Source organism: Polynucleobacter arcticus, from assembly GCF_013307205.1.
Classification (GTDB): domain Bacteria; phylum Pseudomonadota; class Gammaproteobacteria; order Burkholderiales; family Burkholderiaceae; genus Polynucleobacter; species Polynucleobacter arcticus.
In genome coordinates this window covers 1,479,272-1,499,802 of sequence record NZ_CP028940.1, presented here as the reverse complement: position 1 = coordinate 1,499,802, position 20,531 = coordinate 1,479,272, and the positions used below count along the sequence as shown (strand labels likewise).

At 46.7% G+C, this 20,531-nt stretch carries 21 protein-coding genes and 1 tRNA gene; 11 read left to right on the top strand and 11 right to left on the bottom strand.

Features of this window, described 5'->3' with window-relative positions:
* Positions 1 to 2 precede the first annotated feature (2 nt).
* The 6 genes from DN92_RS07590 to DN92_RS07565 all read right to left on the bottom strand — a co-directional run bounded on the left by DN92_RS07590 (position 3) and on the right by DN92_RS07565 (position 4,891).
* Positions 3 to 1,355 carry a sulfate adenylyltransferase subunit 1 gene (locus DN92_RS07590; protein WP_173960665.1) on the bottom strand — a complete coding sequence of 451 codons (1,353 nt, stop codon included), beginning with the start codon at positions 1,353 to 1,355 and terminating at the stop codon, positions 3 to 5.
* Entirely contained in the window at positions 1,355 to 2,278 is a 924-nt protein-coding gene (cysD, locus tag DN92_RS07585; RefSeq protein WP_173960664.1) for a sulfate adenylyltransferase subunit CysD, read from the bottom strand. The genes DN92_RS07590 and cysD overlap by 1 nt, the downstream gene beginning before the upstream one ends.
* Before the next feature lie 29 nt (positions 2,279 to 2,307).
* Positions 2,308 to 3,036, bottom strand: coding sequence for a phosphoadenylyl-sulfate reductase (locus DN92_RS07580; RefSeq protein ID WP_173960663.1), 729 nt, complete (start codon positions 3,034 to 3,036; stop codon positions 2,308 to 2,310).
* Positions 3,033 to 3,767, bottom strand: coding sequence for a sulfite exporter TauE/SafE family protein (locus tag DN92_RS07575; protein WP_254598379.1), 735 nt, complete (start codon positions 3,765 to 3,767; stop codon positions 3,033 to 3,035). The genes DN92_RS07580 and DN92_RS07575 overlap by 4 nt, the downstream gene beginning before the upstream one ends.
* Positions 3,768 to 3,844: 77 nt before the next feature.
* Positions 3,845 to 4,009 (bottom strand): hypothetical protein, encoded by a 165-nt coding sequence (locus tag DN92_RS07570; RefSeq protein WP_173960661.1) that lies wholly within the window; start codon positions 4,007 to 4,009, stop codon positions 3,845 to 3,847.
* 105 nt (positions 4,010 to 4,114) lie between these two features.
* The gene (locus DN92_RS07565; protein WP_173960660.1) at positions 4,115 to 4,891 is read right to left on the bottom strand and encodes a ferredoxin--NADP reductase; all 777 of its coding nucleotides are present in this window, start codon (positions 4,889 to 4,891) and stop codon (positions 4,115 to 4,117) included.
* Positions 4,892 to 5,041: 150 nt separating this feature from the next.
* Here DN92_RS07565 and DN92_RS07560 point away from each other — a divergent pair, with 150 nt between their 5' ends.
* Genes DN92_RS07560 through DN92_RS07550 form a run of 3 tightly spaced genes read left to right on the top strand, consistent with a single transcriptional unit; the run spans position 5,042 to position 6,321 of the window.
* Positions 5,042 to 5,314: a hypothetical protein gene (locus tag DN92_RS07560; protein ID WP_173960659.1), complete on the top strand. Its 273-nt coding sequence runs from the start codon at positions 5,042 to 5,044 to the stop codon at positions 5,312 to 5,314.
* Between the two features lie 40 nt (positions 5,315 to 5,354).
* Entirely contained in the window at positions 5,355 to 5,840 is a 486-nt protein-coding gene (locus DN92_RS07555) for a methyltransferase family protein (protein WP_173960658.1), read from the top strand.
* A 28-nt stretch (positions 5,841 to 5,868) separates the two neighbouring features.
* On the top strand, positions 5,869 to 6,321 hold the full coding sequence (locus tag DN92_RS07550; protein WP_173960657.1) for an OsmC family protein: 453 nt from the start codon (positions 5,869 to 5,871) through the stop codon (positions 6,319 to 6,321).
* A gap of 83 nt (positions 6,322 to 6,404) precedes the next feature.
* Here DN92_RS07550 and lysS read toward each other — a convergent pair whose 3' ends face one another.
* The 4 genes from lysS to DN92_RS07530 form a co-directional block, all read right to left on the bottom strand.
* A complete protein-coding gene (gene lysS, locus DN92_RS07545; protein ID WP_173960656.1) occupies positions 6,405 to 7,961 on the bottom strand; it encodes a lysine--tRNA ligase in 1,557 nt (518 codons plus the stop codon).
* Positions 7,962 to 7,995: 34 nt separating this feature from the next.
* Positions 7,996 to 9,100, bottom strand: a protein-coding gene (gene prfB, locus DN92_RS07540) for a peptide chain release factor 2 (RefSeq protein WP_173960655.1) whose coding sequence is annotated in 2 segments (ribosomal slippage) — positions 7,996 to 9,018 and positions 9,020 to 9,100 — 1,104 coding nt in all. Because the reading frame shifts where the segments join, the coding sequence is not laid out codon by codon here.
* Positions 9,101 to 9,140: 40 nt separating this feature from the next.
* Entirely contained in the window at positions 9,141 to 10,886 is a 1,746-nt protein-coding gene (gene recJ / locus DN92_RS07535; RefSeq protein ID WP_173960654.1) for a single-stranded-DNA-specific exonuclease RecJ, read from the bottom strand.
* Positions 10,883 to 11,842 carry a hypothetical protein gene (locus DN92_RS07530; RefSeq protein WP_254598278.1) on the bottom strand — a complete coding sequence of 320 codons (960 nt, stop codon included), beginning with the start codon at positions 11,840 to 11,842 and terminating at the stop codon, positions 10,883 to 10,885. The genes recJ and DN92_RS07530 overlap by 4 nt, the downstream gene beginning before the upstream one ends.
* A gap of 67 nt (positions 11,843 to 11,909) precedes the next feature.
* On the opposite strand from DN92_RS07530, the gene DN92_RS07525 reads away from it, so the two are divergent.
* From DN92_RS07525 to DN92_RS07510, 4 genes are read left to right on the top strand one after another with little or no spacing between them, the layout of a single operon-like run.
* On the top strand, positions 11,910 to 13,172 hold the full coding sequence (locus DN92_RS07525; RefSeq protein ID WP_254598277.1) for a lipoprotein-releasing ABC transporter permease subunit: 1,263 nt from the start codon (positions 11,910 to 11,912) through the stop codon (positions 13,170 to 13,172).
* Positions 13,165 to 13,875, top strand: coding sequence for an ABC transporter ATP-binding protein (locus DN92_RS07520; protein WP_173960652.1), 711 nt, complete (start codon positions 13,165 to 13,167; stop codon positions 13,873 to 13,875). Before DN92_RS07525 ends, DN92_RS07520 begins: the two co-directional genes overlap by 8 nt.
* Positions 13,872 to 14,732, top strand: a complete 861-nt coding sequence (locus DN92_RS07515) for a TatD family hydrolase (protein ID WP_173960651.1) — start codon at positions 13,872 to 13,874, stop codon at positions 14,730 to 14,732. Before DN92_RS07520 ends, DN92_RS07515 begins: the two co-directional genes overlap by 4 nt.
* A 4-nt stretch (positions 14,733 to 14,736) precedes the next feature.
* Positions 14,737 to 17,238, top strand: a complete 2,502-nt coding sequence (locus tag DN92_RS07510) for a DNA internalization-related competence protein ComEC/Rec2 (protein ID WP_254598276.1) — start codon at positions 14,737 to 14,739, stop codon at positions 17,236 to 17,238.
* Positions 17,239 to 17,294: 56 nt separating this feature from the next.
* Here DN92_RS07510 and DN92_RS07505 read toward each other — a convergent pair.
* Positions 17,295 to 17,392 (bottom strand) — tRNA-Met (locus DN92_RS07505).
* A gap of 122 nt (positions 17,393 to 17,514) precedes the next feature.
* Here DN92_RS07505 and DN92_RS07500 point away from each other — a divergent pair.
* Genes DN92_RS07500 through DN92_RS07485 form a run of 4 tightly spaced genes read left to right on the top strand, consistent with a single transcriptional unit; the run spans position 17,515 to position 20,451 of the window.
* Positions 17,515 to 18,864 carry a tyrosine-type recombinase/integrase gene (locus DN92_RS07500; RefSeq protein WP_173960650.1) on the top strand — a complete coding sequence of 450 codons (1,350 nt, stop codon included), beginning with the start codon at positions 17,515 to 17,517 and terminating at the stop codon, positions 18,862 to 18,864.
* A gap of 22 nt (positions 18,865 to 18,886) precedes the next feature.
* Positions 18,887 to 19,210, top strand: coding sequence for a type II toxin-antitoxin system RelE/ParE family toxin (locus tag DN92_RS07495; protein WP_173960649.1), 324 nt, complete (start codon positions 18,887 to 18,889; stop codon positions 19,208 to 19,210).
* Positions 19,207 to 19,503, top strand: a complete 297-nt coding sequence (locus DN92_RS07490) for an addiction module antidote protein (RefSeq protein WP_217426017.1) — start codon at positions 19,207 to 19,209, stop codon at positions 19,501 to 19,503. The genes DN92_RS07495 and DN92_RS07490 overlap by 4 nt, the downstream gene beginning before the upstream one ends.
* 33 nt (positions 19,504 to 19,536) lie before the next feature.
* A complete protein-coding gene (locus DN92_RS07485; protein WP_173960648.1) occupies positions 19,537 to 20,451 on the top strand; it encodes a hypothetical protein in 915 nt (304 codons plus the stop codon).
* The last annotated feature ends 80 nt before the right edge of the window (positions 20,452 to 20,531 follow it).

Below are 20,531 nucleotides of genomic sequence, written 5' to 3'. Positions count from 1 at the left end.
ACTCAATTAAGTGCTTCTCGAATCATGCCTGCTGCAACAGTATGATTAGTAGCTTCATCAATCAGAATAAATGCACCAGTTTTTTGAGACTGGCTAAATAAATCTGTAGCAATTGGCTTTTGCAACACAAAGTCTACTCGACCGATTTCATTTGCGGTGAGGGGGTGTGTTTCGAGCGCATGAGACAGTGTCTGTATATCCAATACTTGCTTGATTGCCTTCACCTTGGCGCTAATCGTATTAGTGGTGTGACGCAAGGCATATTTCCGACTTAAGGAGAGTGGCTCGCTATCTAGCCAGCAAAGATCGGCGGAAATCTGCTTGCATAATATGGGTGGTGTTGGGTCCTGAGCGCTGATGAATAAACAACCTCTAGAAACATCGATATCCTCAGTCAAACTAATTGCTACTGCTTCACCTGTTTGAGCAGACTCTACTTCATTATTAGCGCTGGCTGGATTCTGATTTGAGCAATTACCTAGGTAAATCTTGGAAACAGTAGCCTCACGATTCTCTGGCAGGACTGTAATCTTTTGACCAACATGAATACTTCCAGATTCAATTTGGCCAAGATAGCCTCGGAAGTCATCGGAAGCGCTGCCATCCTGACGGGCAACATACTGGACTGGAAAGCGTAGACCTGTCTTTTCAGATTGTGGGCTTGTGTCCAAAGCCTCCAGCCACTCTAGTAAGGTAGGTCCTTCATACCAGGGCGTGTCTTTACTGGCATTCACTACGTTGGCACCTAAGAGTGCCGACATCGGAATCAAGGTTGGCTCAGGTAGTCCAATTTTTTCGCTTAAGTCCACAATAGACGTTTTAATCGCATGGAACACTTGCTCATCAAAATCGAGTAAGTCCATTTTATTAATGGCAAATACGACATGGCGAAGGTCGAGAAGGTGGACGATAGCGGCATGTCTTTTGGTTTGTGCCAAGAGGGCTGAGGGTTGAGTATTGAGATCTACGCGAGTAGCATCTACCAAAATCACGGCCACATCAGACTGTGAAGCACCGGTAACTAGATTGCGCGTATATTGCTCATGCCCTGGTGCATCGGCTACGATGAACTTGCGTTTTGGGGTTGAGAAATATCGATAGGCCACATCAATGGTGATGCCTTGTTCGCGCTCTGCCTCAAGACCATCCGTTAATAGTGCCAAGTCGACGCCTGCATCTAATGAAGTTACGCGTGCATGCTTAGTTTTTGATAAAGACTCGAGCTGATCTACCAAAATCGATTTAGTGTCGTAGAGTAGGCGACCAATCAGGGTGCTCTTACCATCGTCAACGCTACCTGCGGTAATAAAGCGGACGACGTTTTGGTGGGTAGCAGCATTATGAGATTGAATCATTAGAAGTAACCTTCTTTCTTACGGCGCTCCATCGAGGCCTCATTTATCTGATCATCCATCCGCGTTGCACCGCGCTCGGTAATCTCAGTAATCGCAGTTTCAGCAATAATATCGATGGGCGTAGCAGCTGTACTCAGTACGGGGCAGGTGCAGCTAATATCGCCCACAGTACGAAAACGCACACTCAATACTTCGCTAACATCCCCAGGTGCTTTAGGGGTGATATTGGTAACGGGAACCAAAAGGCTATTTTTTCGGACGACTTCGCGCTCATGGGTGTAGTAGATACTTGGTAGCTCTAAATTCTCGCGAGCGATGTATTGCCAAATATCGAGCTCGGTCCAATTAGAGATGGGGAATACGCGCATGTTTTCACCTTTGGCAATACGAGCGTTATAAAGATTCCAGAGCTCAGGGCGCTGTGCCTTTGGATCCCATTGACCGAATTCATCACGAAAAGAAAAGATGCGCTCTTTGGCCCTCGCTTTTTCTTCATCGCGCCGTGCACCACCCATAAGAGCATCAAACTCATACTCGGAAATTGCCTCAAGTAAGGTGACAGCTTGAGCAGCATTACGTGAATCTGTTTCTTTACGGAGACGTACAGTACCTTTTTTGATGGAGTCTTCAACATGACCAACAATCAGTTTCACACCCGTATTTTCAACTACTGCATCGCGATAGGCAATCACTTCTGGATAGTTATGGCCAGTATCGATATGTAAGATAGGGAAAGGTAGCTTTACTGGGCGATCGCCAAATTGGAAGGCTTTACGTGCTAGGTGAAACATCACAATCGAATCCTTCCCGCCTGAGAAAAGCATTGCGGGGTTTGCGCATTGCGCAACTACTTCACGGATGATATAGATTGACTCAGCTTCAAGCCAATCCAAATGATCATCTAACAGTTTTTGTTCTTGCATTTCGTAATTTGTTCTTTGCCATTAAATAATTATTTGTTTACGTGAAGACCGCACTCTTTACTATCGCTCTGTAACCACCACCAACGACCTGCACGAATATCCTCGCCCTGTTTAACAGGACGTGTACAGGGTTCGCAGCCAATACTAGGGTAGCCCTTTAAATGCAGCGGATGAATGGGTACATTCTCCTGTTTGATATAGGCCCAGATATCACTCTCGGTCCAATCAAATAAGGGGTTGAACTTGGCAATGCCACGAGCATCATCATGTTCTTCAAAATTTAGCTCAACTCGAGTAGTCGATTGCTCACGTCTTTGACCGGTCAGCCAAGCATCAGCACCAAGTAAGGCAGCATTTAAGGGCTTAATTTTTCGAGCACCACAGCAGGCTTTTTTAGCCTCTTCGCCATCGTAAAAACCATTCATACCGTACTGATCAATAAATTCTTGAATATCACTATCTTCTGGGTAGGCTTTCGCGATTGAAATCCTATAGTGATTTTCTGTAGTTTGGGTCATTTCCAAAGTTTCTTGATGAAGACGACCGGTAGCCAGTGTGAATAAGCGAATGTTTGCTTTGGACTTAGCAATGGCATCTGTAATCACCATGTCTTCAGCGGCGAGGCTAGTGGCGAAACGGAGATCGGAAAATCGTGTAGCAATATCTGTTAAGCGCTGCTTGAGGGCGGCTTTCTTTTCTGCTAACCGATTGGCAGATAAAGCACTTCCTGGAATAGACCAAAATTCTGGTTTAATCATGAGGACACCAGCTTCACCCCAACCAGAAATAATGTGCCCGCCAGTGCCGTACGTGTAGCGCGCTCAGAGAGTACGCTTGAGAGTTTGGCGCCTAGCCAGATAGCAGGTACAGATCCAATTAGCAATCCCATTAGTAAGTCAAAATGTACATTACCTAGCCACCAATGCCCAAGCCCAGCCAGCGCAGTCAAGGGCACTGCATAAGCAATATCAGTGCCCGCAACTTCAGAGGCTTTTAAGTGTGGGTATAGCAATAAAATAAGTGTCGCACCAATTGCCCCGGCTCCAATTGATGAGACTGTTACGAGGACACCAATCACAGCACCCACAACAATTGTGGTGATCCTCAATGCTTTACCTGTTGGAAGGTAATGTGGATTTTCTAGAACCCATCTCAGAATTTTCATTCTGAAAAGAAGGGATGTGGCTGTTAGTAGAACGGAGATTCCAATAGAAATGCTAATGAGGTGATTCCAGTCCTTAGAAACCGGTCCTGCATATTTTAAAACTAGGATTGAGAGAATTGCCGTACTGATACTCCCGATACAGAGCAGTCGAACAATATCCCAGCGCACATTTCCATGAAAGCGGTGCGCAGCAGTGCCAAATCCTTTAGTAATTGCTGCAAATGCAAGATCAGTCCCTACCGCTGCTGTTGGGGAAACTCCAAAGATCAGTGTAAGCAAGGGCGTCATTAGTGATCCACCGCCTACGCCAGTCATGCCAACCATTACTCCGACGAGTGCGCCTGAAATAATAAAATGCGATGAATCAAGTAAAAATTGAATCACAATCACGCTTTCTATAATTAAGCGAAAGCTTTCTCAAACTCATCGAGCTTAATAGTATTCATGAGAAAGAGTATTTGGCGCTGGAAACTCTTGCGCTCAGCTACATTCTCATGTGGTAAACGATCATGTTCACGCAATAGCTTGGTAATAACTGGGTTGTAATACTCTCTGACGGGGGACATCTCGGTTCCTAGTAAATATCTCGTTAGGATAATTTAACAAGGGCTCTATATATCCACAAGAAATATATAGCGATATCTAAATTACTTATAGATATATAGATTTAATCACTTTTCAACGAATGCCCGCTCAAAGACATAGTCGCCTAACTGACCAAGGCTTGGGGATACTTTGAAGCCTTTGGCATCGAGCATTTCAGCGGTTTCTTTCAGCATGGATGGGCTGCCGCAGATCATGGCGCGATCCACTGCCGGATCTAATGGAGGCAAGCCAATATCTTTAAAGAGTTGGCCAGACTCAATCGCCGTAGTTAAACGACCTGTGTGCTTGAATGCCTCGCGCGTCACCGTTGGATAGTAGATCAGCTTTTCGCGAATGATTTCGCCAATATATTCATCTTGGGTTAATTCATTCTTGATGTATTCAGCATATGCCAATTCACTCACTAAACGTACGCCATGAATCAGAACCACTTTCTCGAATTTCTCGTACGTATCTGGGTCGCGAATAATACTCATAAATGGAGCGAGACCAGTGCCAGTGCTAAACAAGTAGAGATGTTTTCCTGGATTCAAATCATCAATCACTAATGTACCAACAGATTTCTCGCTTACCAAGATAGGGTCACCTACCTGAATCTTCTGGAGACGTGAAGTGAGCGGACCATCTTGAACTTTAATGCTCAAAAACTCTAAATGCTCTTCATAGTTTGGACTGGCAACGCTATAAGCGCGTACTAGTGGCTTGCCTTCAACCTCAAGTCCAATCATCAAAAAGTGACCACTACGAAAGCGTAAGCCTTTGTTTCTGGTAGTTGTAAAGCTAAAGAGGGTGTCATTCCAGTGCTGAACGGTCAGGACGGTTTCGGTGTTGTAGGCTGCCATAAGTACTTAATAGTAATCACAAAAACCCAATTATCCTCGTTCTAGGCGTAGTTCTAAAGATAAAAAAGTATTTAGCTTATAAAAAAGGGGTCTTTTACAAGTAGTGCTAGCTCCCATAAGATCTCACTATACCTATCCCAAGGAGGACTGATGTCCACAAAGACTAAAACTGCAAAGCCCTTATTTCTAACTATCCTCCAGATTTTTCTGGGTTTGGCCCTGCTCAGCCTCTCCACCCACCTTGCCTTAGAAAGCAGTTCCTATCTTGAGGCTCTCAACCAAAGTGGTTTAAATCAATACCACGCCTTCGGCCTATTGGTTTGCTTAAGCTTTTTCTCGGGAGTGTTTCTGCTTGCGCAACATGTGCTCTCCCAGGATGGCACCAGCATTGATGAGCATTTTAAGAAAGCATTAACTTATTAAATCAAGATAGACTGTGGTCTGATCTTCACAAGGCCACACCATGAATCCTGTACCTCATAAGTCCATCTCTGATAGAGGTGCACGGTATGTGATTGTCCAGGCCGTTCTGATTGGACTGATTTTATTTGGACCACAAGGCCCCCTTTTGGTGAATGGAGAGCCGCTAAAAACGATTATTCAATCTTGTGGTGTTGCTATTGGCTTACTAGCTTTTTTGATCATGGGCATTGCCGTGATGAACCTAGGAAAAAACTTTACACCTTTACCTTGTCCTAAAGATGGCGCAGAGCTAGTTCAGACTGGTCTATACCGTTTCGTTCGACATCCCATCTATTTTGGAGTGCTGCTAGCGGCACTTGCCTGGTTCTTTATGTTCCCTGGCATTTATGTTTTAGCCTACGCCATTGGGTTATTTATCTTATTCGATATAAAAGCAAGACGAGAAGAGGTTTGGTTGGTGGAGCGCTTCCCTATTTATCGGGACTATCAGTACAAAGTTAAAAAATTAATTCCTGCCATATATTAGTTTGGCGTCATCAGTGATTGGAGAATCTATGAGTAATGAGCCTTCTGTAAGACTAGTGCAGCAAAGCGATTATCAATTTGCTATTTATTACAGCGAAGAGCGAGATCCCATTTATGGTGATGAGCCCCCACCATTGGGCAAATCTCAAGGGGCAACGCCATCCCAGTTCTTGCTGGCGGGCGTGGCAAATTGCTTGTCTGATTCGCTACTCTTTGCGCTCAGAAAGTTTAAGCAAAATCCAGAGCCCATTGAAACCAAGGCGACTTGTGAGATAGGTAGAAATGCAGAAAATCGTTTACGCATCTTGGCTATCTATGTAGAGATCCGTATTGGCGTACCAGGTAAATCCGTCGAAAATATCGAGCGTGTATTGGCGCAGTTTCAGGATTTCTGTACTGTATCTTCTAGTGTAAGTCTAGGTATTCCGGTCAATGTCACTGTCCTCGATAGTGAGAACACCAAGCTATATCCAGCCAACTAAGCTGATTGGCCGCATTAAAAGAAAAAGCCGCAGGAGTTTAATTCTGCGGCTTTTGATTTACTAGAAAGTAAGGTCTGAATGAATTACTCTTCTTCGCGACGCAGATGTGGGAACAAAATCACATCACGAATATTAGGTACATCAGTCAATAGCATCACTAGACGGTCAATGCCAATACCACAACCACCCGTTGGTGGCATGCCGTACTCTAGGGCACGAATGAAGTCATGGTCAAAGTACATGGCTTCTTCGTCGCCGGCTTCTTTTTGCTCTACCTGTTTACGGAAACGATTAGCTTGATCTTCAGCATCATTGAGCTCAGAGAAGCCGTTGGCAATTTCGCGACCGGTAATAAATAGCTCAAAGCGCTCTGTAACACCAGGACGTGTATCAGATTCACGGGCGAGGGGACTGACTTCGATTGGGTAATCAATGATGTAGGTTGGCTCCCAGAGATGCGCTTCAGCAACCAATTCAAAGAGGGCCAATTGAAGTGCGCCAATACCAGCGTTCTTGAGTGTAGGGCTATCTGGATTTTCACCACCTTTTTTCAATTCAGCGCGAATGAATACGGCATCCTCTAGTTGCGCAGCTTCGTAGCTCTTATTGGACTGACCGCAGTACTTGAGGATAGCTTCGGTAATGGTTAAGCGCTGGAATGGCTTGCTCAAATCGAGTTCACGACCCTGGTGGGTCAGTACGGCGGTACCTTGAGAATCGATAGCTGCAGCACGAATCAAGCTCTCTGTGAAATCCATCAACCAACGGTAATCTGTATAGGCTGCATAGAACTCCATCATGGTGAATTCTGGATTGTGGCGGGGGCTCACACCTTCATTGCGGAAGTTGCGGTTAATTTCGAACACGCGCTCAAAACCACCGACTACCAAACGCTTGAGATAAAGCTCTGGCGCAATACGCAAGAACATTTGCATATCTAAAGCGTTGTGGTGCGTGATAAATGGTTTAGCTGTAGCGCCACCAGGAATCGGATGGAGCATCGGTGTTTCGACTTCCATGAAGTCCGCATCGAGCATGTGACGCCGTAAGGAGGCAATCGTATTGCTACGCGCTCTAAAAGTATTGCGGCTCGCTGGATTGACGATCAAATCAACATAGCGTTGACGGTATTTGGTCTCCAAATCAGAGAGGCCATGAAACTTGTCCGGAAGAGGGCGCAAGGATTTGCTCAGTAGGCGCAAGTTGCTGCATTCGACTGAGAGTTCACCTTTGTTTGTCTTAAATAAATTGCCTTCAGCAGAGATAAAGTCACCCATATCCCAGTGCTTAAAAGCCCCATGGGTATCGGCACCGCTGATTTCATCATTGATATAGAACTGAATCTGACCACTGCGATCTTGAATGGTGGCAAAGCTGGCCTTCCCCATTACGCGCTTGAGCACCATACGACCAGCCACTTTGACATGCACCTTCTTAGCAGCCAACTCTTCTTTAGTAAGACTGTCGTAGTGGGTATGCAGATCTGTAGCCAAGTGTGTTGGTACGAAGTCATTCGGAAATGCTACTCCGCTTGCACGTAACTTCGCTAATTTTTCACGCCGCTCAGCAATGATGTGATTTTCATCAACAGCTTCAGTGGTGGAGACTGGATTAGGATTGGGATTCGCTTGATCGTTCATATAGTTTTTAAGTCACTGAAATAGGGGTAATGAATCAGACGCCTTGTTTTAGGCTGGCTTCAATAAAGGCATCAAGATCACCATCCAGAACTTTTTGCGTATTGGAGATCTCAACGTTCGTACGTAGATCTTTAATTCGGCTCTGGTCCAGGACATAGGAGCGGATCTGATGACCCCAGCCCACATCTGTTTTAGTAGCCTCTAATTTATCTTGCTCTACACGGCGCTTTTGCATTTCGTGCTCATATAGGCGTGACTTCAACATGGTCATTGCTTCAGCTCGATTCCGATGCTGGCTTCGATCGTTTTGGCACTGAACCACAATCCCAGTAGGGAGGTGGGTGAGGCGAACAGCAGAGTCGGTCTTATTAATGTGCTGACCACCCGCACCAGAGGCGCGATAGGTGTCGGTACGAATATCTGCTGGATTGACATCAATCTCAATCGAGTCATCAATCTCTGGATAAACATAAATACTGGCAAAGGAGGTATGGCGACCATTGGATGAGTCAAAGGGAGATTTACGAACCAAACGGTGAACACCCGTTTCTGAGCGCAAATGGCCATAAGCATATTCACCATCGACTTTGATGGTAGCGCTCTTAATACCCGCTACATCCCCATCAGATTCTTCAAGGATTTCTGTTTTATATCCTTTGCGCTCGCAATACTTGAGGTATTGGCGAAAGAGCATGCTCGCCCAATCGCATGCCTCAGTTCCGCCAGCGCCCGCTTGTATATCAATAAAGCAGCTGCAGGGATCCATCTCGTTGTGGAACATGCGACGGAACTCTAAATCGTGAATGATCTTGCTATAGCTCTCGACATCTTGCTCGAGAGCGCCAATCGTTTCAAAATCACTCTCTTCTTTAGCCATGTCGAATAATTCGAGTGCGCCAGTGATGTTGCTATTTAAATCCGTGAGGGTGGCAACTACGCCATCGAGCAACTTCTTTTCTTTGCCCAGCGCTTGCGCTTTCTTTTGGTCATCCCAGATGGTGGGATCTTCCAGAATTGAGTTAACTTCAGTAAGGCGACGTGACTTTACCTCGAAGTCAAAGATACCCCCGAAGTGCTTGCTCACGGGTGAGCAGATCGGAGAGGGTATTTGAAATAATATTGAGTTGTTCGGCTTCCATCCCCTGATTATAAGGGGGTTATTTCAGTCAGGTCCGAAGCTTAGCCCTCGTCGTGAGCCTCAATCATGAGTTGTACGCGAGCTTGACCCTGGAAGCGATCGGTCACTAGGCGGTAGGCTAGCCTGGCCTTGGCTGGTAAGGGCTGGGTTCGATTGAACCAGACGCCGGTGAGTGGTTTGCTAGCCAAATGGCCATCCCCCAGTGGACGAAGCTGCAAGCGAAGATGCTTTTCTTTCATCAGGCTCTGCTGGCCAATTTCAAATTCCCCATAAAAAATCGGCTGAGGAAAGCCTTGACCCCAAATTTCTTCGGCCAGGAGGTCACCCGTTTCTGTTGTGAATTCGGACGGATCGAGGACGCCATCATGTATGTGGCGACGCTCTAATAACTCATCACTCAATAGCTCTGCTGCAACCAGTTGAAAGAGGGTATCGAATTGCTCAAAATCCGCTTTTCTAATAGACAGTCCCGCCGCCATCGCATGGCCACCAAATTTGAGAATCAAACCAGGCTCTCGTTTGGAAACCACATCCAAGGCATCCCGCAAATGAAAGCCGCTAATCGATCTTCCAGACCCGCGTAATTCTTCGCCAGCGGCACCATCTGCAGGAGCAAACACAATGGCAGGACGATTAAAGCGCTCTTTGAGGCGCGAGGCCACAATACCAACCACGCCCTGATGCCATTGTTGATTCCAAAGGCAGATGCTGGAGCGCTCAGCCATGGTTCCCGCTAGCTGATCTTCAGCGAGATGGGCAAGAGCAGCCTCTTGCATGCCGCCCTCAATCACGCGACGTTCGCGATTAATGCGATCGAGCTCATACGCTAACTCAATAGCTTCATCAGGCTGATCGCAGAGTAACAAGCGGATGCCCAAAGTCATATCTGCAAGACGTCCTGCCGCATTGAGTCGTGGGCCAATAGCAAAACCCAAATCAAAAGTATTGGCTTTGCGAGGATCGCGGACCGCCGCCTGAAAGAGTGCCTGTATACCAGCCTGCGAGACTCCCATGCGAATACGCTTTAAGCCATTAGAAACCAAGATGCGATTATTGCGATCGAGCTGCGCAACATCCGCTACGGTACCTAATGCGACGAGGTCTAATAGATTTTCAATTTTGGGTTGAGTCTGCGCAGTAAATTTTCCGCGCTGACGAAGCTCTGCACGAAGCGCTACTAGTAAATAGAACATCACTCCAACGCCGGCGAGTGCTTTGCTAGGGAAGGTGCAACCCGGTTGATTCGGATTGACGATGGCAGTGGCTTTGGGGAGTCGATCTCCTGGGAGGTGATGATCGGTCACGATCACTTCCATGCCCAGCTCGCGGGCTCGATCTACGCCGGCCTCACTAGCAATGCCGTTATCGACTGTGATGAGATATTTGGGTTTTGGAGTTTGTTGGGCAGCTAAATCGACTACCTCTGGAGTTAATCCGTAGCCCATCGTAAAGCGGTTTGGTACTAAAAACTGAATTGCCGTATCGGGCCCACCCAGCATCTTCAATCCACGCAGTGCAACGGCACAGGCAGTAGCACCATCACAGTCATAGTCAGCTACTACCAGCATGGACTCTTTGCGCTCAAGAATATCGGCGAGCAAGGTGGCAGTACTGATGCAGTTTCTTAACTCGGTAGGTGAGAGTAGTTGCTTGAGATCGAGTGATAACTCTTCAGGCTTATCAACCCCGCGGGCTGCATACAATCTGGCTAGCAATGGGTGTAGACCACTCTGCTGTAACCAGCCGGCCGTACGGTCAGAGAAAGGGCGTTGGGCAAATACGCTCATGAAGAAACGATTTCTTTCCAAGTGAGGGGTTCTGATTTCTTCCAGAAGGCCCAAGATTTTTTATGTAAGTCTTTGGCTGTGAAGATTCTGTGACGCACTTTGCCTTTAGGGAAGTCAATGATTTCAAGCTCATCCAAGTCTTGATTCAACATAGCATTCTTTAGGCCATCCCAGGCGTTCTTTGGCTGATCCACCCAAGCAAAACCATTTACTAGTTTTGATAAATCCATTTCCCTTTGATGAGAAATCCCTAAATACTTGGCTAGTCCAACCAACAAAGGATGCTCTCCATAAATCTGGCCTACATTCCGCAGTAAATCAGGGGTGTGCATATCTACTAATTTGCCAATGCCACTGATCCACAAGGAGTTAATGCTTGGGTATCCGCGCTGCGCACGTTCTTCATTGACTGGATCGATATGCCACAGCATCTGAATTTCATTTTGGAGTTTGCGCCAAAGCTTGGCGATTCCAATTTCACTTTTGTCGCGGGGCATCCACCAGTCAATATTACGACCATGCGCCTGATCAACTGAGTGTGTTGCTAAGTTAGCAAAGGGCCCGGCTGGAATAAACCAATCACGCTGCCCCTGAAAAATCACTTTGTGACCAAAATCTTCTTCTATGAAGGGGAGGACTACCCCAAATAAACTCGCGGATTCTTCAGCAGTCAGATCAATCTGACTTTGCGCCATCAAAATCAAATGATCCCGGGTAGCGTGAAGATGGACTGGTTGCAGGCAGGCAATCACTTCATTGGGGTTCACTGTGAGATCACTTTGACCTAATAGCAGAACTGGAGCAATCGGTAACTGATCTCCTAGTAGGAAGCGCTCTTGCGGAAGTCCGCTAGGTGGGGCATTCTGATTTAATCCAGAGTCAAGGGTATCTTCCCCTGACACCATCAGGGTAAAGCGTCGTAAAGCGCTGGATTGGGAGCTTAAATTGGCAGTCATTCCCCTGATTTTAGGTGGCATTTACAGAATCCATCGGTTTGTCCATCCAATTGTCTACACTGTAACTATGTTGAGACTTCCCATTGAGCTAGAAATTGGCCTGCGCTACACCCGATCCAAGCGTCGTAAGACGGTGGGTAAGCGTGATGGCTTCCTCTCGTTCATCTCAGGAATCTCCACTGCAGGTATCGCTTTAGGCGTTGCCGCCTTAATTGTCGTACTCTCAGTGATGAATGGCTTTCAGAAGGAAGTCCGTGATCGCATGCTCTCTGTACTCTCTCATGTCGAAATTACCGCCCCAGACGGATTAGCGAATTGGGAGCCGATTGCGCTGAAAGTAGCCGCTCAGCCCCATGTGGTCGGTGTTGCTCCGATGGTGAGCTCACAAGGCTTGTTAAGCCGCGAGAACGTGATGCGGGGCGTAGCCATTCGTGGAGTGCTTCCGAGTGAAGAGGGCAAGGTTTCTGACTTGCCGAAGCAATTTGTCGCAGGCAGCATTGAAGATCTCAAGCCGGGGACCTTTAGTGTGGCGCTGGGGGCGCAATTAGCCAATATGGTGGGTGCACGTGTAGGCGATCGCATTAACTTGATCGTTCCTGAGAGCGACATGACTCCGGCAGGCTCTATGCCCAGAATGCGGACTTTACAAGTGGTGGGTATTGTCGATAGCGGCCATTATGAATACGACAGCTCTCTGGCCATCATGCACTGGAAGGACGCCGCTGCTCTATTGCGCTTACAAGATCCATCTGGCTTGCGTGTGAAAGTAGATGATATGCAGCGTGCACCGGAGATTGCCTCTGAACTGGCTCAGGTGGTGCCTCAAGCACTTTGGGTATCCGACTGGTCTCGCTCTAACCGCAATTGGTTTGCTGCTGTTCAAACGGAAAGAAAGATGATGTTCATCATCCTCACCTTAATTATTGCAGTGGCTGCATTTAACTTGGTCTCTACTTTGGTAATGACAGTGAATGAGAAGCAAGCCGATATTGCTATCTTGAGAACGATGGGCGCGAGTCCAGGACTCATTCAGCGGATATTCTTAGTGCAAGGTTTGGCGATTGGCTTGCTCGGCTCCTTAGCTGGTGTTGGCTTAGGTCTACTGATTGCTTTAAACATTGATGTCATTGTTCCGACAATCGAAGCCATTTTCCGAGTACGTTTTTTACCTCGTGATGTCTACTTTATTAGTGAGTTGCCCTCTGATGTGCGTCTATCCGATGTGGTCACTGTAGGTTTGATGGCTTTTGGTTTATCGGTGTTAGCTACCCTGTACCCAAGCCGACGGGCCGCCCAAGTTCAGCCTGCGGAGGCATTACGCTATGAGTGATTTAAAAAATACCTTGGCTAATGACTTCATTCTGAGCGCCTCTGGTTTGGCAAAAACCTATGGCAAAGGACCAACTGCCGTCGATGTCCTTAAAGACATTGATTTGCAGGTTAGTGCCTCAGAGAAAGTGGCGATCGTTGGTTCTTCGGGTTCAGGCAAAAGTACCTTATTGCATCTGTTAGGTGGCTTAGATACTCCCACCGCGGGTACTGTGATTCTCGCTGGTGAGAATCTCCACAAGTTACCGGTAAGTAAGTTAGATCAGTTACGTAATCGTAGCCTAGGGTTCATCTATCAGTTCCACCACCTCTTAGATGAATTCAGCGCTGTGGAGAATGTGGCCTTGCCTTTGCGTATTCGTGGTCTCGGTAATGATGAGGCTATGGAGCGAGCAAATACGATGTTGCATGCAGTTGGCTTAGCAAAGCGAGTGCAGCACACACCAGGTGAGCTATCTGGCGGTGAGCGTCAGCGTGTCGCTGTAGCGCGTGCGCTAGTAGGCAATCCTACTTGTGTTCTGGCAGATGAGCCGACGGGTAATCTCGATACCGAAACAGCCGATGGCGTATTTGACCTCATGCTGGACATTGCTCGTGAGCAAGGCACTGCTTTTGTGATCGTGACCCATGATCCTATCCGCGCTAAACGTTGTGACCGGATTTTGCATTTAGAGCGTGGAGTATTAAAGACTTTCGCGCAATGAGCGAAATCAAAACAGATCTCGTTTGGGTAGATACCCACTGTCATGTGGATGCTCCGGAGTTCAAGGATGCGCTTCCAAAGATCCTGGCTAGGGCAGCAGGCGAGGGAGTTCAAGCAATTCTGCTGCCAACAGTGCAGGCTTCAGATTGGGATCAAGCTAAAAGTTTAGTGAATCAGCACAGTAAACACATTCCAGGATTGGTTTACACGCTGGGTATTCATCCGCTGTATATCAAGCAAGCCAAAGAGGGTGATATCGATCTTCTCAAATCACATATTGAGCAATCATTAGACGATCCTCGGTTTGTTGGTGTCGGCGAGATTGGGCTTGATTACTTTGTTGAGGGGCTTGATCCCCAGCGTCAAGAGTTTTTCTTTCATGCGCAATTGGATTTAGCAGAGCAATTTCAGTTACCCGTGATTTTGCATGTCCGACGTTCACAAGATGCGATTCTTAAAGCCTTACGCAGAAGAAAAGTGCCTAGTGGCATAGCGCATGCTTTTAATGGTAGTCATCAGCAGGCTGAGCAATTTGTTGAACTCGGATTTAAGCTGGGGTTCGGTGGCGCGGCTACCTATGATCGCGCTTTGCAAATTCGACGTCTCTTGCAGGAGATGCCGCTGGAGTGCATCGTTACTGAGACGGATTCTCCTGACATTCCTCCTGCCTGGTTAAAACAGGAGGGCGGTCAGTTTAATGAGCCAGCTTTACTTCCCAGAATCGCCACCCAGTTAGCAGAAATTCGTGGTGTCAGTGCAGAGACATTTGCTAGTGCAGTTTGGCAAAATGCGTTGCAAGCATTACCTCGTTGGTCAAGTTTGATGACCAATATCTCCAGCCCACAATCCGCCTCTTAAGAACTTGCGCATCAATATTGCGGCGTTTATCGCCGGGGGATCGCTCCTTCTCTTTTTGTCTGCGGTACCTGATCACTGGTTATTGATCTGCATTATTTTGATGTTGTTTTGCATGATCGGCGTCTACAGTAATTGGTGCTTTACCAGGCGCCCTGATGTCAACACCATTTGCGTCGGATTCATTTTCTTGATTCTAGGCTTTGCTTGGAATGCCTATTATGCTCAGCAGCGTCTTAGTAATGTCTTGCCGATTGAGTATGAAGGTAAAGATATTATTCTTGAGGGCAGGGTCAATACCCTGCCGCAAAGTACCCCCAGTGGTGCGAAGTTTTCTTTTGAGGTGGATCAAGCATTTTCGGTAAGAGAAAAAATTGAGGCATTTCCTCCGCAGGTGTATTTGAGTTGGCAGCCTGCATGGCGTAATCCTCAAGATATTCCAGTAGTCGTTCCGGGCCAACGCTGGGAATTGAAGGTCAAGATCAAGCGACCTTATGGCTCCTTAAATCCCCATACTTTTGATTTTGAGCGTTGGTCTTTCCATCAAGACTTTGGCGCTAGCGGATCAGTGAGATCGGGCGAGCTTCTGCTTGAGAAAGACATTGGCCCAACAGAATTTTCGCTAGCAATGGAGTATCGGCGCTGGCAGTTGAGAGAAAAGATACGGCGTTTATTGCCAAGGGATGCGCGCTATGGCGGTGTGATTGCTGCCTTAGTAATGGGGGATCAAAATGCAATTGACCAAGAAGACTGGCGCGTATTTAATGCTACTGGTATTGGGCATCTCATCTCGATATCAGGCCTCCATGTAACCATGTTGGCAGGATTTGGTGCTCTGGTTGCGGCGTTTGTATGGCGTCGTAATACGCTGCCACTGTTGATTCCGGTAGGCAAGGTTGCTGCAGCGGTAGGTTTTCTGACTGCGTTTATTTATGCGTGGTTGGCAGGCTTTCAGATTCCAGCGCAAAGAACAATGTATATGGTGGGTGTCGTTGCCTTCGCCTTATGGTCTGGCAGAAATCCGCGATCCTTTGATATCTGGTGGTGGGCACTGGCTTTCGTGTTGCTAGTGGATCCAATGGCGCCTTATACGCCAGGGTTCTGGCTCTCGTTTGGGGCGGTTGCCGCCATCCTGTTCGCCATGCAAGATTCTGAAGGTCTCTTGGGTGTACCTACTGGTAAGGAGCTTGAGCTGCATTGGCGACATAGGCTCACTCAAGCTTTGCGAGAAGCTTGTCGTGTCCAGGCAGTTGTCACTATTGCTCTACTTCCCTTAACCTTGTATTGGTTTTATCAAGTCTCGATAGTGTCGCCATTAGCAAATGCGGTTGCTATCCCTGTGGTGAGTTATATTGTGACTCCTTTGGCTATTGCTGGCGCCTTATTGCCAGACTTTATTGGTCGGTGGTTGTTGCTACCCGCACATGTCACGATGGATTACTTGGCCATCATGCTGGCTTGGATGGCAAACTGGAAATGGGCGGTTACATGGTCAAACCAGCCTGCTTGGTGGGCGATCGTGCTATCGACTATTGGTATCGTAATAGCGATTCGTCCTGGTTCTATTCAGGGGAGCGCTACTTCAAGAGCCGCTGGCCTCGCATTGTGTACAAGTTTATTTATTCAGCCACTCTCCCATGTCAATTTAGCCAATGGAGAATTTCGGGCAACGGTGCTTGATATTGGCCAAGGCACTGCAGTCCTGATCGAAACCAAAACAAAACGACTGCTATACGACACTGGACCCATTCAAGGAAAAGATAATGCCGGTCAAAGAATCATCCTGCCATACTTAAGGGGTAGGGGAATCAATCACATTGATCGAATGGTGATTAGCCATAGCGATAGTGACCACATTGGTGGAGCCGCAACTCTGCTTAAAGAAATCAGCTTCGAATCCATGATGGGATCCTTACCCAGCACCAATCCCTTGCTCGCTAACTTAGAAGAGAGAAAGATTCCTGCCATCCCCTGTCGTTTTGGTCAGCAATGGTCATGGGATGGGGTGGACTTTCGAATATGGCATCCACATGAGGACACTCTATTTGAAGAACAACAAAACAGAAAACCCAATGAGATGAGTTGCGTACTGGAGGTGCGCAATCGCAATACTTCATTCTGGTTAACAGGCGATGTAGAAAAGCAGGGCGAGGCCGAAATTACTGAGCGCTTAACCCAAATAGTCCTTAATCATTTAAAGGATAAGAATTTAATATTCATGGCGCCGCACCACGGCAGCAAAACATCCTCTTCTCAAGAGTTGTTAATGGCATTAAGTCCCGATGAGGCATTTGCACAAAATGGCTATCGCAATCGTTATGGCCATCCCCATCCAACCGTCACTGCGCGCTACCAGGGTATGGATATTCCGTTTTATCAAACGCCTACAACGGGCGCTCAAATATGGACTTTTTCATCCAATCCAGATCTGAAGTCTTCGGAGCCCATTTTTTGGCGCAGGGATATTTCGCGACTATGGCATCGTCCCGCAGCTGCTGTGAATCAATAGCGGTTCCTCAGAAAAGCAAAAAGCCCTTAAAGATTAAGGGCTTAGTACTGAATTACTGGTTGCGGGGGCAGGATTTGAACCTACGACCTTCGGGTTATGAGCCCGATTTTAAGAGGGTTCATCAGTATTCCTCAGTATGCCTAAAAACCCCATAAAGTCCAATATATATATAGCTAAAGCATTTTTCATTCTTCCTAAGCATTCCTAAATATTCCTGTATATTTCTATTATTAGGTTACATGGGGGTTACATGAGAATTCTCGGAATGTTTGAAGGATGACAGCTAAACAGAACTTCACGGCTGGCAGGGTAGAGTCCTTTAAGTGCGAGAGTGGTAAGGGGCAATCAATCCTATGGGATGGGAAAACGCCTGGTCTTGGTCTTCGCGCTACCGCAAAGGGGGCAAAGTCCTACATATTCCAAACCAAGCTACATGGGAATACCTTAAGGCTCACAATTGGCGATGCAAAGACCTATTCAATAAGTCAAGCCCAAGTAGAGGCTAACCGCCTCAAAGCATTAACCGACCAAGGAATTGACCCTAGGGAGCTAGCTAAAGCCCAAAGGAATGAGGCTGAAACCAAGGCCATAGAGTCAAAAAGCAAAGAGCTTTTGGTAAGCGAGGTATGGGCTCAATACATCGCATATCAAAAAGATAAGATGACTCGCTCACATATTGAGCGAGGTAAGAAGTGGGGTGAGCGCCACCTAAAAGATCATGAGAATCTAGCTCAACCGGGGGGCGAGGAAAGAAAGCGCAGCAAGCGAAAGACTCAAACGGGGGTTCTGTATCCCCTGATGGCTTTACGTATGGCTGATATTTCATCGGCGATCTTGAAGGAGTGGCAAAAGGTAGAAGCTGCAACACGGGCAAACAATGCCCGTCAGGGCTTTGAAATGTTTAGAGCATTTTGGCGCTGGTGTGCGCTACGGCCTGAGTTTGCAAAGCTAATTGATGCGGGCGCGGTAGAGGGTAAAGAATTGCGTGATGAAGTCCCAAGTCGTAAAAGTAAGCGTTTTGATGTGCTGGAGAAGAGTCAATTAAAACCATGGTTTGAAGCCGTTACATCCCTAAGAAACCCTGTAGCCCAAGCTTATCTTCAGGCCTTAATTCTGACTGGTGCTAGACGCGAGGAAATGGCGAGTCTTAAATGGGTTGATGTAGATTTTCAATGGAGTGCGATATGGATTAAAGACAAGGTGGCCGAGGAGGGTAGGAAGCTTCCATTGACTCCATACTTAAGCAGTCTTATCGACAGCCTACCAAGGCGCAATGAATGGGTTTTTAGTAGCCCCACATCTAAAGACGGAAGGTATACGGACCCCAGCGTCTCGCACCATAAAGTGCTGAGTTGTTCACAATTGCCGCCCGTAACTATTCACGGATTAAGGCGGACCTTTGCTTCACTTGCTGAGTGGGTAGAAATGCCCGTAGGGATTGTTGCGGAAATTATGGGGCATAAGCCAAGTGCAACCGCTGAAAAACACTATAAATCACGCCCTTTAGAGTTATTGGCTATCTGGCATATCAAGTATGAGGCGTGGATATTGGAGCAGGCGGGCATTGGATTTACGCCTCAAAAAGACGAAAATGTGCTCAAAGCAGTTGGTGGTAAAAATAATTGACGGTATTCTATAAGATACTATAATGAGACTTAAGATATATACTGATGCGCAAGGCAATGCACCTTTTGAAAGCTGGTTGCATGGCTTAAAGGATATTCAGGCAAGAGCAAGGATTCGCGCTCGCTTAGCTAGAGTGGAGGTAGGTAATCTAGGTGATTGCAAAAACTTGCGCGAAGGGATTCAAGAGTTAAGGTTAGATTATGGTCCTGGTTATCGGGTGTATTTGAGTAGGCAAGGAGATGAGATTGTCTTATTGCTGAGCGGTAGCGATAAGAGTGACCAAGACCGAGTTATTGAGCAGGCCATTAAGTATTTGGAAGACTGGAAACAACGAGGTAAGCCATGAGTAAACGAGATAAAAATTACGAAGACAGCCTGATCTCTTCCTTAGCGGATCCAAAAGAAGCGGTAGCGTATTTGGATGCGGTTATGGAATTAGAAGATCAAGGTGCTTTATTAGTCGCATTGCGCCAAGTGGCTAAAGCTCACGGTATGGCAGAGGTAGCTCGTTGCGCTTCATTGGGTGAGAAGACCTTATTCAAATCTTTAGCAGAGGGCGGCAATCCAACGCTAGACACTATGAATAGAATTTTACATTCCGTTGGCTTGAGGCTGAGCGTGGCTGAGATTCATGCGTAATCGACTTCACGTTACTAGCAGGCGAGAAACTAAATGTCATTCGCGCTCATAGCTAGCGACTCTGAAAAAGCGGATCAACTGGTGCGTCGTCTTACTCAGGGGCGATATACCATCGCTGAAGCGGCTAGATTTTTATGCAATGATTACGAGGGGGTTAATTATCCTTTTCTGATTAGCGATCTTAAAGAGTGCGTTAGAAAGGGGCAGATTCCTGCTTACAAACCAAGCATTACTGATACCGCTTATATCCCCGCAGATGTTCACAATGATTATGAAGAAATCTACTGGAATGATCTAAACGATAAGTGGTTACCAAGATTTAACTGGGCTAAGCGGCACTATCCATCGCCGTTAGCTCAACTTAGACCGAATGAGTCGTGCTGGAGCTGTCAACATCTCAGCTTGGGTGACGCCATATGTTTAAGTGCAAATATCGCACCCGATTGGGCCGCCTACGCAAAAGACATTGGCATAGTGAATGTTTCAAAAATTAGTTGTGGTTATTCTCCTAGATTAACCAGCGCTTTATATTGGGCTCAAAATACAAATTGTTCATGGCTCCATAACAACCCAGCCCAATTTAAGGCGACAGATCAGGTTAAGTTGGCAGAGTTTGCTAGGTGGGTAATTGAGGAGAATTCGGATTGGGTGGTCCCAGATGAATTTAGGGCGCTTGCGCAGTTGACCGATGTAAATCAGGTTGACGGCTTGATAGAGTTATCGAGCGCCGCATGGAAGGAGAGGGCTAAAGCGCTTGCGGAGAAGCAGCTTAATCAAAATCCAAGATTGACGATTGACGAAATATCGTTATTGATTCATGCAAAATTTTTTGATGAAAAAATAAGATCTTCTTATGGTGGAGGCAAGGAAATAAAGGTTGCCACCATCAAAGATTCGCTATCAAAAGACATGTGGTTTAGTAAAGTTGCGAGAAGTCTACGTAAATAGGGAATTTACATTTCCCTATTTTTTAATGCCCAATAGAAGTTCAATAAAAACAGCATCTTAGAGGCGGTGTTTTATTTGTG

Bases quoted from the DNA above. Each gene is read 5' to 3' on its own strand.
- DN92_RS07590 (WP_173960665.1), bottom strand. From the start codon at position 1,355: ATGATTCAATCTCATAATGCTGCTACCCACCAAAACGTCGTCCGCTTT.
- cysD (WP_173960664.1), bottom strand. From the start codon at position 2,278: ATGCAAGAACAAAAACTGTTAGATGATCATTTGGATTGGCTTGAAGCT.
- DN92_RS07580 (WP_173960663.1), bottom strand. From the start codon at position 3,036: ATGATTAAACCAGAATTTTGGTCTATTCCAGGAAGTGCTTTATCTGCC.
- DN92_RS07575 (WP_254598379.1), bottom strand. From the start codon at position 3,767: ATGGTTGGCATGACTGGCGTAGGCGGTGGATCACTAATGACGCCCTTG.
- DN92_RS07570 (WP_173960661.1), bottom strand. From the start codon at position 4,009: ATGTCCCCCGTCAGAGAGTATTACAACCCAGTTATTACCAAGCTATTG.
- DN92_RS07565 (WP_173960660.1), bottom strand. From the start codon at position 4,891: ATGGCAGCCTACAACACCGAAACCGTCCTGACCGTTCAGCACTGGAAT.
- DN92_RS07560 (WP_173960659.1), top strand. From the start codon at position 5,042: ATGTCCACAAAGACTAAAACTGCAAAGCCCTTATTTCTAACTATCCTC.
- DN92_RS07555 (WP_173960658.1), top strand. From the start codon at position 5,355: ATGAATCCTGTACCTCATAAGTCCATCTCTGATAGAGGTGCACGGTAT.
- DN92_RS07550 (WP_173960657.1), top strand. From the start codon at position 5,869: ATGAGTAATGAGCCTTCTGTAAGACTAGTGCAGCAAAGCGATTATCAA.
- lysS (WP_173960656.1), bottom strand. From the start codon at position 7,961: ATGAACGATCAAGCGAATCCCAATCCTAATCCAGTCTCCACCACTGAA.
- recJ (WP_173960654.1), bottom strand. From the start codon at position 10,886: ATGAGCGTATTTGCCCAACGCCCTTTCTCTGACCGTACGGCCGGCTGG.
- DN92_RS07530 (WP_254598278.1), bottom strand. From the start codon at position 11,842: ATGACTGCCAATTTAAGCTCCCAATCCAGCGCTTTACGACGCTTTACC.
- DN92_RS07525 (WP_254598277.1), top strand. From the start codon at position 11,910: ATGTTGAGACTTCCCATTGAGCTAGAAATTGGCCTGCGCTACACCCGA.
- DN92_RS07520 (WP_173960652.1), top strand. From the start codon at position 13,165: ATGAGTGATTTAAAAAATACCTTGGCTAATGACTTCATTCTGAGCGCC.
- DN92_RS07515 (WP_173960651.1), top strand. From the start codon at position 13,872: ATGAGCGAAATCAAAACAGATCTCGTTTGGGTAGATACCCACTGTCAT.
- DN92_RS07500 (WP_173960650.1), top strand. From the start codon at position 17,515: ATGACAGCTAAACAGAACTTCACGGCTGGCAGGGTAGAGTCCTTTAAG.
- DN92_RS07495 (WP_173960649.1), top strand. From the start codon at position 18,887: ATGAGACTTAAGATATATACTGATGCGCAAGGCAATGCACCTTTTGAA.
- DN92_RS07490 (WP_217426017.1), top strand. From the start codon at position 19,207: ATGAGTAAACGAGATAAAAATTACGAAGACAGCCTGATCTCTTCCTTA.
- DN92_RS07485 (WP_173960648.1), top strand. From the start codon at position 19,537: ATGTCATTCGCGCTCATAGCTAGCGACTCTGAAAAAGCGGATCAACTG.